Origin of the sequence: Bacillus sp. CHD6a (assembly GCF_001293645.1) — a bacterium.
GTDB lineage: Bacteria > Bacillota > Bacilli > Bacillales > Bacillaceae_I > Sutcliffiella_A.
This window is the reverse complement of the sequence record NZ_LBMD01000006.1, coordinates 146730-163509: the sequence shown is the minus strand read 5'-3', so window position 1 is coordinate 163509 and position 16780 is coordinate 146730. Positions and strand designations below refer to the sequence as shown.

General features: G+C 41.1%; 16 protein-coding genes and 1 other annotated feature. All 16 genes read right to left on the bottom strand.

Annotation, left to right across the window (positions count from 1 at the left end; all coding sequences use genetic code 11):
* Positions 1-40: 40 nt before the first annotated feature.
* On the bottom strand, positions 41-307 hold the full coding sequence (locus AAV98_RS06880) for a DUF1294 domain-containing protein (RefSeq protein WP_231687710.1): 267 nt from the start codon (positions 305-307) through the stop codon (positions 41-43).
* Positions 308-426: 119 nt separating this feature from the next.
* Positions 427-786 (bottom strand): 50S ribosomal protein L20, encoded by a 360-nt coding sequence (gene rplT / locus AAV98_RS06875; RefSeq protein WP_060664824.1) that lies wholly within the window; start codon positions 784-786, stop codon positions 427-429.
* Between the two features lie 24 nt (positions 787-810).
* Entirely contained in the window at positions 811-1011 is a 201-nt protein-coding gene (rpmI, locus tag AAV98_RS06870) for a 50S ribosomal protein L35 (RefSeq protein ID WP_010195692.1), read from the bottom strand.
* 21 nt (positions 1012-1032) lie between these two features.
* On the bottom strand, positions 1033-1551 hold the full coding sequence (infC, locus tag AAV98_RS06865; protein ID WP_082380810.1) for a translation initiation factor IF-3: 519 nt from the start codon (positions 1549-1551) through the stop codon (positions 1033-1035).
* Positions 1552-1607: 56 nt separating this feature from the next.
* Positions 1608-1746 (bottom strand) — a sequence feature (ribosomal protein L20 leader region).
* Positions 1747-2280: 534 nt separating this feature from the next.
* On the bottom strand, positions 2281-4212 hold the full coding sequence (gene thrS, locus AAV98_RS06860; protein ID WP_060664822.1) for a threonine--tRNA ligase: 1932 nt from the start codon (positions 4210-4212) through the stop codon (positions 2281-2283).
* Positions 4213-4733: 521 nt separating this feature from the next.
* The gene (gene ytxC / locus AAV98_RS06855) at positions 4734-5570 is read right to left on the bottom strand and encodes a sporulation protein YtxC (RefSeq protein ID WP_060664821.1); all 837 of its coding nucleotides are present in this window, start codon (positions 5568-5570) and stop codon (positions 4734-4736) included.
* 120 nt (positions 5571-5690) lie between these two features.
* A complete protein-coding gene (locus AAV98_RS06850) occupies positions 5691-6590 on the bottom strand; it encodes a diacylglycerol/lipid kinase family protein (protein ID WP_060664820.1) in 900 nt (299 codons plus the stop codon).
* A gap of 127 nt (positions 6591-6717) precedes the next feature.
* Positions 6718-8175 carry a replication initiation and membrane attachment family protein gene (locus tag AAV98_RS06845; protein WP_231687709.1) on the bottom strand — a complete coding sequence of 486 codons (1458 nt, stop codon included), beginning with the start codon at positions 8173-8175 and terminating at the stop codon, positions 6718-6720.
* Between the two features lie 72 nt (positions 8176-8247).
* Positions 8248-8709, bottom strand: coding sequence for a transcriptional regulator NrdR (nrdR, locus tag AAV98_RS06840; protein ID WP_060664819.1), 462 nt, complete (start codon positions 8707-8709; stop codon positions 8248-8250).
* Positions 8710-8733: 24 nt separating this feature from the next.
* Positions 8734-9138, bottom strand: coding sequence for a hypothetical protein (locus AAV98_RS06835; RefSeq protein ID WP_060664818.1), 405 nt, complete (start codon positions 9136-9138; stop codon positions 8734-8736).
* A gap of 114 nt (positions 9139-9252) precedes the next feature.
* Positions 9253-9627 carry an adenosylmethionine decarboxylase gene (gene speD / locus AAV98_RS06830; RefSeq protein WP_010195679.1) on the bottom strand — a complete coding sequence of 125 codons (375 nt, stop codon included), beginning with the start codon at positions 9625-9627 and terminating at the stop codon, positions 9253-9255.
* Between the two features lie 488 nt (positions 9628-10115).
* Positions 10116-11147: a glyceraldehyde-3-phosphate dehydrogenase gene (locus tag AAV98_RS06825; RefSeq protein WP_060664817.1), complete on the bottom strand. Its 1032-nt coding sequence runs from the start codon at positions 11145-11147 to the stop codon at positions 10116-10118.
* Positions 11148-11341: 194 nt separating this feature from the next.
* Positions 11342-11950, bottom strand: coding sequence for a dephospho-CoA kinase (gene coaE, locus AAV98_RS06820; protein ID WP_060664816.1), 609 nt, complete (start codon positions 11948-11950; stop codon positions 11342-11344).
* A 56-nt stretch (positions 11951-12006) separates the two neighbouring features.
* Positions 12007-12648, bottom strand: coding sequence for a sporulation membrane protein YtaF (gene ytaF / locus AAV98_RS06815; protein WP_060664815.1), 642 nt, complete (start codon positions 12646-12648; stop codon positions 12007-12009).
* A 423-nt stretch (positions 12649-13071) separates the two neighbouring features.
* A complete protein-coding gene (gene mutM, locus AAV98_RS06810) occupies positions 13072-13902 on the bottom strand; it encodes a DNA-formamidopyrimidine glycosylase (protein WP_060664814.1) in 831 nt (276 codons plus the stop codon).
* Between the two features lie 23 nt (positions 13903-13925).
* A complete protein-coding gene (gene polA, locus AAV98_RS06805) occupies positions 13926-16559 on the bottom strand; it encodes a DNA polymerase I (protein ID WP_060664813.1) in 2634 nt (877 codons plus the stop codon).
* Between the last annotated feature and the right edge of the window lie 221 nt (positions 16560-16780).

Genomic DNA, 16780 nt, shown 5'->3' with positions numbered 1-16780 from the left:
AATAAAGCTTATTCAACTATCAATAAATTATGTTAACTTATCAACCTGTGAGAAAATACCCCCAAAACCCGATATGTAAAAACGTTAGGAATGGAAGACCTATCCGAAATAACAGGCGCTTTGTTTTATGACGGTAGGTTTGCATCCCCATCCAGGCACCAAGCGCTCCACCTAGCAGCGCAATTCCCCACAGGTGTAATTCTGGCACTCTCCAGCGATGCTCTATGGCCCTTTGTTTATCTACTTTCATAATAATGAAGCCTACAATGTTTATAAAGATATAATAACCGACTAGTACTTCCATCATATCCTCCGACGTTCGAATGTGTGCACACATTTTGTAGACTGACTTCACTCTCAGTCTCAACAATATTCTATCAAAACACAAAAGAGGCTACCAAATGATAGCCTCTTTTGTTTAGGTAATTATTTATTTAAGCTGTCTTTCGCAGCAGTTGCCAATTCAGCAAATGCTTTTTCGTCGCTAACTGCTAGCTCAGCTAACATTTTGCGGTTTACTTCGATTCCAGCTACTTTCAAACCGTGCATTAGACGGCTGTAAGAAAGACCGTTCATGCGAGCCGCTGCGTTGATACGAGCGATCCAAAGCTTACGGAAGTCGCGCTTCTTCTGGCGACGATCGCGATAAGCGTACATTAGGGATTTCATTACTTGTTGGTTAGCTACTTTATATAAAGTGTGTTTAGAACCGTAATAACCTTTGGCTAATTTAATGACTTTTTTACGACGTTGGCGTGTTACTGTACCGCCTTTAACTCTTGGCATTATGAATACCTCCTATAAAAAATATTATCTTAAGTTGTCTAACATGTGACGGATGCGTTTGAAATCACCTTTGCTGACCATAGCTGATTTACGCAATTTACGCTTTTGCTTTTGAGACTTGTTAGCGAATAAGTGACTTGTGTATGCGTGAGAACGCTTTAAGCTACCAGATCCAGTTTTCTTGAATCTTTTCGCTGATCCGCGATGAGTTTTCATTTTAGGCATTGGAGTTCCTCCTCATATGAATTACTTTTCGTTTTTAGGTGCCAAAATTAAGAACATGCTACGTCCATCCATTTTAGGATGGGACTCAACTGTTGATACTTCTGCACATGCAGCAGAGAAACGATCTAGCACACGCTGACCGATTTCTTTATGTGTAATTGCACGTCCTTTGAATCGGATCGATGCTTTTACTTTGTCTCCTTTTTCAAGGAATTTGATTGCATTGCGAAGCTTCGTGTTGAAGTCATGCTCATCAATTGTAGGGCTTAAACGAACTTCCTTTAAGCTGATTACTTTTTGGTTTTTACGCGCTTCTTTTTCTTTCTTCTGTTGCTCGAAACGGAACTTTCCGTAGTCCATGATTCGGCATACAGGAGGTTTCGCATTAGGCGCAACCATTACTAAGTCAAGGTTAGCACGTGCTGCTATTTCTAGCGCTTCGACTTTTGACTTGATTCCTAGCTGGTCTCCATTTTGACCGATTAGACGTACTTCACGGGCACGAATGCCATCGTTTACCATCATGTCCTTGCTAATAATTAGCCACCTCCAAGGTTTATTCCGAACACCGTTTGACGAACAATTTACTCTTTTGTACAAACAAAAAAGTGTGGATGTACACATACACCCACACTTTACGATTACATAAGTAAAAGATAAAATCTTTCTCGTAAAACCTGCCAACTGCATCAGATGCGTCAATCAGGTGAGAAGCGGGTGCTTCTTCTTGTCCTCAAACAAGTATTCAATTTGACCTTGTATAATATATCATTAATGATGATTGATTGTCAAGATTTCGTATCAAATGAAACAACGTTTTAAATGATATCAGATATATTGCGTTTGTGCAATAGTTTTTTTCTCGAGGTCGGCGTTTGCGTTAAACCCCCTGTCTCCTTTCGTTCCGGGTGGTCGCTTTCCGCGGGACGGTGTTTGAGCCTCCTCACTGCGTTGCGGGGTCTCAAGCTACCGTTATCCCCCGCAGGAGTCGACCACCCTGCACTTCAGTTGAGAGGGGGAATTTGTATAAACATTTTAATTTAGCTTACTGTCGGAAAGTACCCATTTACTGTCCGTTCGAAGGGAAATACTGTCCAAAATTTAAGAATACGAGCGAAAGTGAGGCATTTACTGTCCAAACTACCTGAAATACACGCTAAACGACAAACTTCACTAATTATCGACAAACACTGGAACAAAGAAAGGGAATGCCTTGGCATCTTCAGCCAAGCCACTCCCCTCCCGTATCACGAAAAGCTCACAAAATCCTTATCTCTTCGCTTCTTTCACCAAGTTATCCACAAATTTCTCAAGTGAAATTGTTTCGGATTTTTGTTCGCCGTATTTGCGGACATTTACTGCGCGTTCTTGAATTTCATTGTCCCCTATTACTAGCATGTATGGGATCTTTTGCATTTGTGCTTCACGGATTTTGTAGCCTATTTTTTCATTTCTTTCATCCATTTCCACGCGGATACCTTTAGATTTCAAAAGGTCTTGCACTTCTTTTGCATAATCGAAATGGGCGTCAGGAGATACTGGGATCACTTGAACTTGTACTGGCGCCAACCAAGTTGGGAATGCACCTTTGTATTCTTCAATCAGGAATGCAACAAAGCGTTCCATTGTGGATACTACGCCACGGTGGATAACAACCGGGCGGTGCTGTTTGCCGTCTTCCCCTACATAAGTAAGGTCGAATTTTTCTGGCAATAAGAAGTCAAGCTGTACAGTGGATAGAGTTTCTTCTTTCCCAAGGGCAGTACGTACTTGAACATCTAACTTAGGACCGTAGAATGCTGCTTCGTCGATTGCTTCAAAGTAATCAAGACCAAGCTCATCCATCGCTTCCTTCAACATGCCTTGTGCTTTTTCCCACATTGCATCGTCATCAAAATACTTTTCTTTATTTTCAGGATCACGGTAGGATAGACGGAAAGAATAGTCGTCTAAACCAAAATCTTTATATACTTCAAGCACTAGGTTCACAACACGCTTCAACTCATCCTTGATTTGATCAGGGCGAACGAAGATGTGTGCATCGTTTAGCGTCATTCCACGTACACGCTGTAGTCCTGCCAATGCTCCGGACATTTCATAGCGGTGCATAGTGCCCAGCTCGGCAATACGAACCGGCAGTTGGCGGTAACTGTGGATGCTGTTTTTGTACACCATCATGTGATGCGGGCAGTTCATCGGACGGAGAACAAGTTGCTCGTTATCCATCTCCATTGGAGGGAACATGCCGTCTTGATAGTGGTCCCAGTGACCGGAAGTCTTGTATAGTTCCACGCTACCCATTACAGGAGTGTACACGTGGTCATAACCAAGCTCCACTTCTTTGTCAACGATATAGCGTTCGATTACGCGGCGAATTGTTGCACCCTTTGGTAACCATAGCGGCAAGCCTTGCCCAACTTTTTGGGAGTTGAAGAAAAGGTCAAGCTCTTTTCCTATTTTACGGTGATCACGTTCTTTTGCCTCTTCCAACAGGCGAAGATGTTCGTCAAGCTCTGCTTTTTTGAAAAAGGCAGTTCCGTAAATACGTTGAAGCATTTTATTTTTGCTGTCGCCTCTCCAGTATGCTCCGGCGATGCTTAATAATTTGAATTCTTTAATTTTCCCAGTGGATGGAACATGAATACCACGACAAAGGTCGAAAAATTCGCCTTGTTCGTAGATGGAAATAGTTTCACCCTCAGGTAATTCGCGAATCAATTCCAGCTTCAGCTCATCATTCAGTTCTTCGTAGCGTCGCAATGCTTCTTCTCTGCTTACTTCTACACGAACAACATCCAGATTTTCACTAATGATTTTCTTCATTTCTTTTTCGATTTTTTGAAGGTCTTCTGGAGTTAAAGATTCTTCCATATCAATATCATAGTAGAATCCGTTCTCGATTACGGGACCGATTCCTAGTTTTACGTTACCGTATAGGCGTTTGATCGCTTGTGCCATCAGGTGGGCAGTACTGTGTCGCATGATTCCAAGCGCTTCGTCGGAGTCTTGCATGATGATGCTGATTTCTCCGTCTATTTGAATAGGGGAACGCAGGTCGATAAGTTCTCCGTTTAGCTTTCCAGCGATTGCTTTCTTTTTCAGACCCGGACTGATGGATGCAGCGATATCTTCTGTTGTCGTACCACGTTCAAACTCCTTTACCGCTCCGTCTGGAAATGTGATTTTCATTAATTCCGACATCTCTGTCACCTCTACTTTAGAATTTTTGTTGGTTCATATAACGCCGCAATTGCTCTCCGCAAACGGCTTCGCTTTCCGCGGGACGGTGCTTGAGCCTCCTCACTTCGTTGCGGGGTCTCAACCTACCGTTACTCCCCCGCTGGAGTCTCCGCCTATTGCTCCAAGCAATTGCTAATGGTTATTTGAACCAAAATAAAAAAACCCGCCCCTTATATAAAATAAGGGACGAGTTTAATATCCGTGTTTCCACCCAAGTTCCCATCTTTTTAAACTACTAAAAGACGGCTTCATTATTGGATAACGAGGGTTTTCCCCGTCAACAGCTACTGAGATGTTCACCGTTGAAGTTCAGAGGTGGTTAGGGTTTTAATCGTGATAGGAAGCTTACAGCCGGTGACTTCCCTCTCTAACATCCGTTATTAAAACACTCATGTCCTCATCGATACTTTTTGAGCTATGAAGTTAAAATTGATTATGTAGGTTATTATATTCTCCTGTTACAGGAAAATCAAGTGGTCACTTTAATCAATTTTACTTTTATTTTGCCCAAAATAGTGAAAAGGTAAAACAACGGCACGCTCTTCAAATATATTTCGTATTGTCTCCACGAGCTGATGCTCGGTGTTATCTGTGTAGAGAAACAGTTTTTCAGGCGCAATGGAAACCAGTGGAGCAAGTACGACCGAGTCTATATAATACGAATAATTGTTAAAATGAGTGCGGTTTATAAACTTGATGAGCTGATTTTTTGGGATATGCGAGAAAGACTTATCATAAAAATCGAATTGATATTGATAGACAAGATGCAATTCGTCAAGCTTCGAATCTGTGGTCGTTAGTAATTCCCGTAGTTGATGGACAAACGATTGATACTCCTGTTCCAGTTTATACTCATCAATTGCCGCTTCCACAAATACTTGCAATCCTTCAAAGTACTCTTTTAACCGGAACGTAATAAAGGAGTCAAATGAAAACGATATAGGTTTTTGAAAAAAGGACTGCATGACAGATTCTAACTGGGCATCACGATGCTCTACAGCCGGGAGATTCGGAATATCAGACCGTTCTCCGAGCAAAATGGATTGAAGAATACAGAGAATCTGTTCCTGCTCTTCTTCCTCTTTATAGTAAAACGTATTTTCCAATACCGACAATATCCATTCTTTTTCTTTGGTACGGTGAATGTAATACTTCAGCACCGGGACAATGGTATTTCTGTAAAAATGAACATCCTTTGATTCCACGACGATTTTTTCTTTATGTAAAGAAAGGATAGAATCACTCTCAGGATTTTTCTCTAGTACATGCATATATATCGCAGTTGCGTCCGATTCATTTCGAAAGGAAATCTCAAACAAGTTTGTCCCCCCTTTGGTACACCTAATTCAATGTATATGGGAGGGAGGGTGGAAAAATGAATAAATATAAAAAAATATGCGCCATCCTTCTCTAGAAAGGACTAGCGCATCCCCTAACTCTTATAAAAATGGAAAATCACCTACGATGACTTCCAAATGATTAGGAAGAATGGAAACAGTAGAAGGTGTATGGTAGGTTTTTTCACCGTCCGTATCGATTTCTTGATTGGGAGTTGCTTCTATTCTCAATTTTTTTGCACGAAAGTAGACAAGATCGTCGTTTCCTTCTGCTGGGAATTCTTTTTGGAGTCTGGTCTGCATCCATGTCCAAAGCTGGGCAATGGAGGTTTGTTTTATAATCAACACATCTAACTCCCCGTCCTGTACGCTTGAAGAAGGGAAAAACGATTGAATACCGCCTAGAAAAGAACCGTTACCTATCAGCAGCATGACAGCATCCCCTTCATACGATTGTGTTTCACTTTCTATTGTAAGCTGGAACGGCTTCTCTTCCATTACCGTTTGTCCGGCACTGATATAGTAGGATAGTTTTCCGAGCAGCTGTTTGGTTCCGTTGTCGATGTTGCCTGAAACCTTGGAGACTAAACCGATTCCCCAGAAATTCAAGAAATACTGACTGTCACTTTTGCCGACATCCACTTTTTCTGTACGTTTTTCTAGAATTTGCTCTACTGCTTTTAACGGGTGTTGTGTGATTCCAAGCGTTCGAGAAAAATCGTTACACGTTCCGCCTGGTATAATTGCAAAAATCGGTCTTTTTTCAAGAGGAGCCAATGCGTTAATTAATTCAAAGATGGTTCCGTCCCCGCCGGCACCAATAATAAGGTCTACGTGCTCAGCCAACTCCTCGACGAGTTTGGCACCGTCCCCTTCTTTTTCGGTTGGATGAATGGTGACTTCCTCAAATGTGCTCCATAACATCTCTTCTATCTGTTCGATGGAATTAATTAATTTCTTGTTGCCGGCATTTGGATTAACAATCACCGCTACTCTCTTCAAAGGTTATTTCCCCTTTTCTTTAGACTTATAGTAGACGATACCCTTTTTTTGTAGTATTAACATCTTTTTCATATATAGCACCAAAAAAAGAAGGCTGCATCCCAAGAAGGTATATGCAGCCTCTAAATCATGGATCCAACCTTATTTTTTTCTCTTTCATTTTCGCCAAACGTTCCATCAGCTTCTGTTTTTCATCTTCTTCTACTTGCTTAAACTTATCAGACTGACTACTTGTAGCTTCCGACTCAGTCGCCGCTCCGTCCGAACTAACAAAACGATTGCGCACCACTTTCCCTGCTTGGGCTTTGGAGACGCTACCTCCACCAGTCCCCTTAGTAGCTGGCTTTGTATCCGCCCAATTCTGGTATTGACGGTGCTCTTCTTTCGCAAGTTCCATCGCTTCACTGACGGTTTTCACCTGTTTACGTGCCCAGTGACTTGCAATCTTTTCAACGTATTTCCGGTTAAGCTTCATATCTGTTTTCAACAATACATAATAGAGCAACACATTTACGACTCCTGGTGTCAGTTGTTGTTTAAACAGGACGTCTTCAACAATACGAAGGTCAGAGGCAGACGGTTCGGATCCTCCGGATAGATCCGTTAGCATTTGCTTTGGAGAGACATTCTCCAACTGTTGAATGAGTTGTTCATCCTTTGTGGCGGGCTTTTTGTCTGTAAACTGTCTTAAGTTCAGCGGCTGTGTTTTCTCCACAAGTCCTGGCAATGTATCTTGGTATTCTAGCTGATACCAATCCCTTGCCGCCTTGCGGAGTTTCTCTAGATCTACTTTTTCCTCTACATCAATCACATTCATCATGAGGTCGCGCATGGATATTGGATCGATGGTATAGATGAACGATAGTTTAACAATCGCTTCCTTCACTTTAGCGGTAATTGATTTTTTAGGGATGACCACCTCAGAAAGTCCTGCAAAAAACAGATCAAAGTCAAATGTTTCTTGGACTACCTTTGGCTCGCTTCCTTTTTTACGGTCCATCCACTCTTCGCCTTGAGGTAAGGGTAGTTCTTCCATCATTTCCTCGTTTGCTGCATAGGCCATATTTTCTGACTGAACGGATTGGAAGACATCACTGAAACTTCGTGTTACTTCCTGGTATTCATCTGCAGGGAGTACCTTATCGGAAAAATATTTCTTAACACTTGCGTATTTATTTTTTCCAAGTCGATTAAATAAATAGATAGTTAACATTGGTTCTGAAAAGAATGCTTCCGGGGAAAGTGGAGGTTGAAGTTCATAAATGAAGGTGCGAAGCTGATCGTCTTCCTTGACCCACGTCTTTAAAAGTCCGATGCCTTCCAATTTTATTCTTTCCTGATGGATATCTTTTAAATTGCATTGCATCGTTGTCATAATGCCATGATGCGTGGTCTCTCCACCCCATAAACGATCTTGGTCCAGTTCACTCCATAGGGTCATGTATAAACTAAATCCCCTAAAACCAAGCAACGGCTGATAAAGCATGGTAAGAAGTTTTCGGTCAAACTGCTGAAGTACTCCATTTGAACGGACAATATACCGGTCTACAGGGACCAGCTCTTTCCAATGGCGATCAGACATCATACATCCAAACCTTTCTTTTAAAAAAATAATCGAAAAAGAGAGGCATATGTTTCCTCTCTCACTTAGGGTTGCTTATTTTCGTTCTTTATCAATGATTTCCTTTAATTCATCCAAGAAGACATTAATATCTTTAAATTGACGATAAACAGAGGCAAATCGTACGTATGCAACTTCATCTATTTTTGACAATCGTTCCATTACCATTTCACCGACCATATCGCTTTTCACTTCTGATATCCCTATATTTCTTAATTCTTTTTCTACTTCCATCACAATATCTTCGAGTTGTTTTAGGGCAACTGGTCTTTTTTCGCATGCTCGTATTAAGCCTCTCAGCACTTTTTCCCTGCTGAACTCTTCTCGTATTCCTTCTTTTTTCACAACGATAAGCGGCATTTCTTCCACTTTTTCAAATGTGGTAAAACGGTAGGAACATGACTCGCATTCTCTTCTTCTTCTGATGGATTTCCCCTCTTCTACAGGGCGTGAATCTAACACCTTCGTCCCATTATGGTGACAGGCAGGACATTTCATGATGATTTCCACTCCGTTTCCAATCTACTTTTTCCCCGAATTCAGCCCGGATCCAATATAGATCATCGATTTATCAATCCGTTCATACATCTGTTTGATCAGCTGACGACTGTATCCAAAATCGAAAGGTAGCTTGGTTTCTGTTGTAACGGAAAAATCAACTGCCGTTTCAAAAGGTCGGACTGATATTACCGTTACAATGACAAATGCTTTTCTGCCTTTGTTCACCTGTAATGCCATTTCCCCGTGTTCTTCAGAAACTGACTTTACCGTTACCCCTTCCATCTTGTTAAACAATTCTTGTAGAGCTTTCATTGCGTTCTTATTAGTAGTTTTATAATACCGGCTACGCAGGGATTCTTCCGTATGATTTTCCCGCGTTTCCGAGTGATTGGTCAAGATTCCTTTCAGCTTTTGTATCGCTCCCACTTTAGCCTGACAACCCCTTAACTTATGTTTTTTATGTATAATATATTTTTGAGTATAATAAAAAGAGGTGCATGCTATACACCTCTTTTTATTTTAATGCATTTAGTTATAATTTTAAAGAGCTTTTGCTTTGTTTACTTGAACAGGACCCATTCCACGTGGAAGTTCAATTGTTTCACGCGTCTGAGCATTTAAAGCAGTTGCAATATAGTCAGCTGAAATATTAGGATCTAATTCTCCGCATGTATAAACATCGATACTTGCATATCCGTGCTCTGGGAAGCTATGAATGGTTAAGTGGGATTCGGAAATAATAACTACTCCGCTTACCCCTTGAGGAGCAAATTTATGAAAAGCTACCTCTCTTACTTCTGCACCAGATTTTAATGCAGCATCGACAAAAGTTTTTTCGATGTAATCCATATCATTCAATTTGTCAAAATCGCAACCCCATAATTCTGAAATAACGTGACGACCTACTGTTTCCATCTCACGTTCCCCCTTTTCATTTTTTAAAATACATGAATTCCTCAAAGGTGAAGAGTGATTGATGTATAACTACCACGGGGGAAAGTTAGTCCAGAGAGGTCCTAACCCTTTAAGTAGCCACATAATCGTTTCAAGAAGTTCACGAAAAATAGTATAATGCTTTTATTTTAGATTTGCAACAGGCATTTGAGACTTTTTTTCTTGAAATCTATGAATTTATTAGAAAAACCTAGTTGCTTGGTTATGTACCGCTGTTGATTTCCGCAAATGGCTTCGCTTTCCTAGGGGCTGACGTGAGCCTCCTCGGCTTCGCCTGTGGGATCTCCACCTAGCTCTATCTCCCTTAGGAGTCTTCGCCTTTTGCTCCAATCAACAGCTAGAAATTACTAGTAAAAATCATTCCATTTTCCGACATATGCAAAAAAGCGGTTAACACATAACGTTAACCGCTTACATTTATTTTAGTATAATATTGTTTCAGGTAAAAATTAACCAGCCATTACTTCTTTAGCTTCTACCATTTTTTCAGCCACGAATTGAACAAGATCTACCACTCGGCAGGAATAACCCCACTCATTATCGTACCAAGCCAATACTTTTACTTTTGTATCGCCCATTACCATCGTTGATAAACCGTCAACGATTGCAGAATGCGGATTAGTGTTAAAGTCTACAGATACAAGCGGCTCCATTGTAACTCCTAGTATCCCATCCATAGAACCGATGGAAGCACTTTGGAACGCATCATTCACGTCTTCAACCGTAACCGGTTTCTTTAAGTCTACTACTAAGTCCACAAGCGATACGTTAGGTGTTGGAACACGTAGCGCCATTCCATGAAGTTTCCCCTTTAAGTGTGGAAGAACTAGAGATAATGCTTTTGCGGCACCTGTAGAAGTTGGGATGATAGACTGACCGCAAGCTCTTGCTCTTCGAAGATCTTTATGCGGGTTGTCAATATTTTTTTGGTCATTTGTGTAAGCATGAACAGTTGTCATTAGGCCGTTTTCAATTCCAAATTGTTGATCTAACACTTTTACAACTGGAGCTAGGCAGTTTGTCGTACAAGAAGCGTTAGAGATGACAAAATGCTCATTCATATCTAGTACTTCTTCATTTACGCCCATTACAATCGTTACATCTTCATTTTTGCCAGGAGCTGTCAGTACAACACGCTTAGCACCTGCTTGAAGATGAAGTGCGGCTTTATCGCGAGAATTAAATTTCCCTGTTGCTTCAATAACGATATCTATATTCATCTCTTTCCAAGGAAGCTCTTCTGGATTCCGGTTACTCACTAATTGAATGCGCTTACCATTTACGACTAAGGCATTGTCTTCTGCGTATACATCCGCATCGAAACGTCCGTGGTTTGTGTCGTATTTAATAAGGTGAGCTAGCGTTTCCGCTGGGTAGCTCGCATTGATTGCAACGATATTTAAGCCTTCTTCTTGGATGGCGCGTCTGAATACCATTCTCCCTATTCGTCCAAACCCGTTTATTGCAACCTTTGCCTTCATGAAAATTCCCCATTTCTATATATATGTTATACTTATTAATCTGTTATCCTGCAATTAGTATAACATAATTAAATTCTATATGTCATGTGAAAAATAAAAAAAGGGCATATCCCTATTTTTAGATATGACCTTAGTACTATTAACCTATTAGTTTTGCATGCCTGTACAGAAGATCTCCATTCTAGGCGCTTCGATCAACCGGGTTTCTGGATATGCCACTGTTCTAGTATTTGGTTTAGTTGTAATTTTGTTTTGGCGATAGTTCCGTTGTTGTCTATGACGGCATGGGAGAGTTTTACTTTTTCAGTAAGGGGCATTTGGGAGTGTATCCTGTCGGTTGCTTCCTTTTCGGTTAGGTCGTTTCTCTCCATCAAGCGTTTCAGTTGTGTTTTTTCTGTAACATAGACGAGTAATGTTTTATCTACAAGATGGGTCAGATTGCTTTCAAAAAGTAAGGGAATATCCATGACTACCACATCATGTCCTTCTTCTATGTAGTGTTTTGTCTTTTCTTTCATGCTTGTCCTGATACTCGGGTGCATGATGTTGTTCAGCTTTTGCCGTTTTGTTTCATTTTGAAAAATAATGCTGCCGAGCTTTGGTCTGTTCAGCGTTTTGTCATTGTTAAGTATGTCCTTTCCAAATTCATTTACAAGCTTCATGTATGTATCCGTACCAATTTCAACAACTTCCCGAGCTACCACATCAGCATCCACAATTGGAATGTTTTTCTCCCTCAGCATATTGGCGACTGTGCTTTTACCACTCGCAATTCCTCCAGTGAGTCCTATAATCAACGGCATGTCCACTCCTCCTTTTTTAAAAGAGAGGCTGCGCTAGACAACCTCTGGTGTTTCTTTTACATTTTAATAATTCCGATAACGATAAGTAATACGCCAGGTAAAAAGGAGAACTTGTTAATCCACGAAACGGTAGAAAACACTCTTCCTAATTTTATTCCGGTGATTACAAATAACGAACTCATCACGGCTACTGAAACTGCCATTGCCCCGGGAGAGTATCCAAGCAAAGCTGCACCGATTCCGGCACCAAAAGCATCAAGAGAAAGAGCTATACCTAGAAAAAAAGCCTCTAATCCAGTGATGGATCCGGAACGGTCAAAATCGGCTTCTGTTGGCTTTCTCAAAATATTGATGACTACACCTAGGGATTTGATTTCAAGGTTGAACAGTATGCGTTCGTCTGCAAAAGAAGTACTATCTTCGGCTGTACTGGCACGGAAAAACTGGTAGAGAACCCACATTCCTAAAAGAATGAGAATGCTTCCACCAACTGTCTCTGCAAAAGCAGGGGAGAGAAATTTCATAAGTATGGTGCCTACTAACATGGCAAGCAAAAGCGAGACGGCCGAACAACACGCAATGATAGTGATTGATTTAAGCGGCATATGCATTTTTCTTAGGCCATATGTCAAGCCAACACTGAAGCTATCCAGACTAACGGCAAAGGCTAGTAGGATAAGTGAGATGTATGGAATCATTAAGAGCTCCTCCCTAACTATCACTACGATAGTATATGGCAGGAGCCCATTCGATGTGTTCTATTTATTTTTTGCTCTTACTTTCTTTTTCCTTACGAACCGGGGGTTCATTCAAGGCCACTTAAAAAGTCTATGAGTTTAGATATTGTTTAGACACCGCTGTGGATCTCCGCAAATTGCTTCGCTTTCCTAGGGGCGCTGGTTGAGCCTCCTCGGCTTTGCCTGCGGGGTCTCAACCTAGCGCTATCTCCCTCAGGAGTCTTCGCCTTTTGCTCCAATCCACAGCTCGAAATTACCAAATACTAAATCATATCCGTTTTTCAGTGGCCTTCTTCGTTGCGGGTTCTCATCCTACCGCTACCTCCCGCCGGAGTCGCACACCCTGCTCTTCAGGCAAAAGGGGGATTTCGGTTCACTCAATTCTTATGGCTTTGGCTGGCAATTTGGGCAGGTGTGGGTACCTCGGCCGGCTACGACTGTTTTTTCGATTTCCTGGCCACATTTTCTGCAAGGCTCTCCTTTTCGGCCGTAGACGAAAAGCTCGAGCTGAAACATGCCAATTTGACCTTGTGAGTTTACATAGGAACGGATTGTACTTCCTCCTTTGTCGACAGCTTCTTGAAGAGTTAGGACTATTTCTCGTTGCAGTTCAATTAGCTCGTCCTCGTTCAAGCTGCTTGCGACTCTTTCTGGATGTATTCCCGCTCTAAATAAAGCCTCGTCCACATAAATATTCCCAAGACCGACAACAACTGTTTGATCCAATAGAACCGCTTTAATGTTTCGATTTGTTTTAGCGAGTCTCTCTTTAAGGAGTTCAAGGTTGAACTCGTCCTCAAAAGGCTCTGGCCCTAAACTAGCCAGCGATTTCGCTCCAAGTTCCTCCCCTTTTTTATAAAGATGAAGCGTGCCGAACTTGCGAACGTCCTGGTAGCGAAGTTCGGTACCATCTTCAAAATAGAAAAACACATGTGTATGCTTATTCGCTGGTTCTTCTTTTTGATAGAGTCCATATTTGCCTTCCATACGCAAATGAGAGACCATGCAATAATCGTTAAGATAGAAGAGGAGAAATTTACCCCTTCTGCCGATTTCCACTATTTCTTGTCCAATCAGCATCTCTTCAAAAAGAGCAGCATCGTCCGGTTCTTTAATCATTTTTGGCCATAGGACTTTCACCTGTTTAATTTTTTTACCTTGTACAAGCTGAACCAGTGTTTTTCTGACCGTTTCAACCTCGGGAAGTTCTGGCATGGTAACACATCCTCATAAAACAATTATTTCGCGTCGTACCATGAAGAGCCGTATGAATAATCCACTTTAAGCGGGACCTTTAATTCCACTGCTTGCTCCATCACTTCTGGTACAATTTTCTTTAACTTTTCAATTTCATCTTTTGGTGCCTCAAATACAAGTTCATCATGTACTTGAAGCAGGACTTTAGACTCCATTTCTTCTTCTTCTAGTCTGTTTGCCATATCAATCATTGCTTTTTTTATGATATCAGCGGCACTACCTTGAATCGGGGTGTTCATCGCTGTTCTTTCAGCAAAACTTCTCAAGTTAAAGTTGCTGCTTGTTATCTCTGGCAAATAACGGCGGCGATGCAGAAGGGTTGTAACGTATCCCTTATCCTTAGCATCAAGTACGCTATCTTCCATGTATTCTTTCACTCCAGGGAAGCTTTCCAAGTAACGGTCGATAAAGGTTTTGGCATCTTTTCTTGTGATACCCAAGCTTTGTGAAAGACCGTAGTCGCTTATGCCATAAACGATTCCGAAGTTTACGGCTTTAGCCTGACGACGCATATTCGAAGTGACTTCATTTTCTGATACATGGAATACATCCATTGCAGTTTTTGTATGAATGTCCGCATCTTCTTTAAATGCTTCAATTAATTTTTCGTCATTCGCTATATGAGCAAGAACCCGTAGTTCGATTTGGGAATAGTCAGCAGCAAAGATAACCCAATCTTCATGTGATGGAATAAATGCCTCTCTTATCTTTCTACCTTCCTCTAAGCGAACGGGTATATTCTGGAGGTTTGGATCAATCGAACTTAGACGTCCAGTCTGTGTTAAAGCTTGATTAAAGCGTGTGTGTATTTTATGGGAATCCTCATGGATCACTTTTAATAACCCTTCAATATAAGTTGATTTGAGTTTGCCTAATTGACGATAGTGTAAGATTTGCTGAATAATCTCATGCTTTTCTGCTAATTTTTCCAACACGTCAGCAGAGGTCGAGTATCCTGTTTTTGTTTTCTTTACAGGCGGTAGTCCAAGCTTTTCAAAAAGAATGACACCAAGCTGCTTTGGAGAGTTGATATTAAATTTTTCTCCAGCCAGGTCAAAAATTTGCTCTTCAATTTTCTCTAGCTTTTCGCCAAGGTCTGTTCCCATTTCTTCTAATCGCGTCTTATCCACTGTAATACCGAGCGCTTCCATTTCAGCCAGTACCAATGTCAATGGCATTTCCAATTCCTCGAATAGTTCCAACTGCTCATTGTCCTTTAATTCGTGAATGAAGGACTCTTTCATTTCCTGCATAGCGAAGGTCTTTCTAACCAGGTGGTCTGCAACCTTCTGTTGATCTGGCACGGCACGTTTAGCACCTTTCCCGTATACAGCTTCATCTGTTTCGATCTGATAATAACCTTTTTTACGGGCGATTTCGGCAAGGTCAGTGGATGTCTCGGACGGATTCACGATATAAGATGCAATGATAAAGTCAAAGTCAATTCCGTTTAGTTCAATTCCCTTCCACTTTAATGCTACAATTGCTCTTTTTGCATCAAAAACCGTCTTTTTTCTTGTATGGTCTGAAGCAAATGATGCGAATTCTTCTGACTGTAAAGCCACATCTGTAGGGATAAAATAATTCCCGGTCTTATTCACAAGTGCGATTCCTTGAATGTCTGCACGGTGATAATTTTCTTCTAACACTTCTACCATAAAGAAGTTTTCTTTGGCAAAGTGTTCCTCTTTTACTTCATCCAGTATTTCAAAGGAAATATCCTCTAAATCCTCTGTTACCGTTTCTCCTTCTTCTCCAAGCTTGTCCAGCAGGGAGTTGAAACTAAGTTCTTTAAAAATATCGACCACTTTCTTCGTGTCGTAACCTTCATAGATTAGCTCTTCTACGGTAACTTCTACTGGTGCTTCGGTCATGATAGTCGCGAGTTTCTTGCTCATAATTGCCTGCTCTTTATTATCTTCTAGTTTTTCTTTCAGTTTTTTCCCACTTACCTGGTCAATGGATTCAAGAAGTGTTTCAATGGTACCAAACTCCTTTAACAGCTTGATGGCAGTTTTTTCGCCAACTCCAGGTACACCAGGGATATTATCCGAAGAATCTCCCATAAGACCTTTCATATCTATGATCTGGTCCACATTAAGTCCGTACTTTTCTTCAATGAATGCTGGTGTGTAGGAATCTACATCTGTAATTCCTTTTTTCGTGATATCAACCGTAATTTTATCTGTGGCGAGCTGTGTTAAATCTTTGTCGCCTGATATAATTTTCACTTCATAATCGTCTTTGGCAGCTTGTTGAGCCAAAGTCCCTATAATATCATCTGCTTCATATTCAGGCAGTTCGTATCTTTTTATGTTGTATGCGTCCAGTAGCTCTCGAAGGAAGGAGAATTGTTCGGACAGTTCAGGTGGCGTTTTTTGGCGTCCCCCTTTGTATTCTCCGAACGTTTTATGGCGGAATGTTGTTTTGCCTGCATCAAATGCCACAAGCATATGGGTAGGTTTTTCTTCTTCTAAAATGCGCATCAGCATCATGGTAAATCCATAGATAGCATTGGTATGTATCCCTTTTTCATTGCTTAGTAGCGGAAGTGCAAAGAACGCACGATACGCGATGGAGTTTCCATCAATCAATACTAGTTTGTTTGTTGCCATATTCATAACTCCTCCTTTGTTTCTTTTCATATTTCATATGTATAATCTCAATTATAAAAAGCCACAATTCTACTTCTATTCTATCATGGATAAGAACAGAAACAAAAATTGTGGCTTTGTTTTAAGAGTGGAGCATTTCGCTTTTGAGTTAGGTCGTTTCTTTCCGCTGCAGGCACTCTCTTTCCGCGGGAGGGTGCTTGAGCCTCCTTCAGCTACGCCTG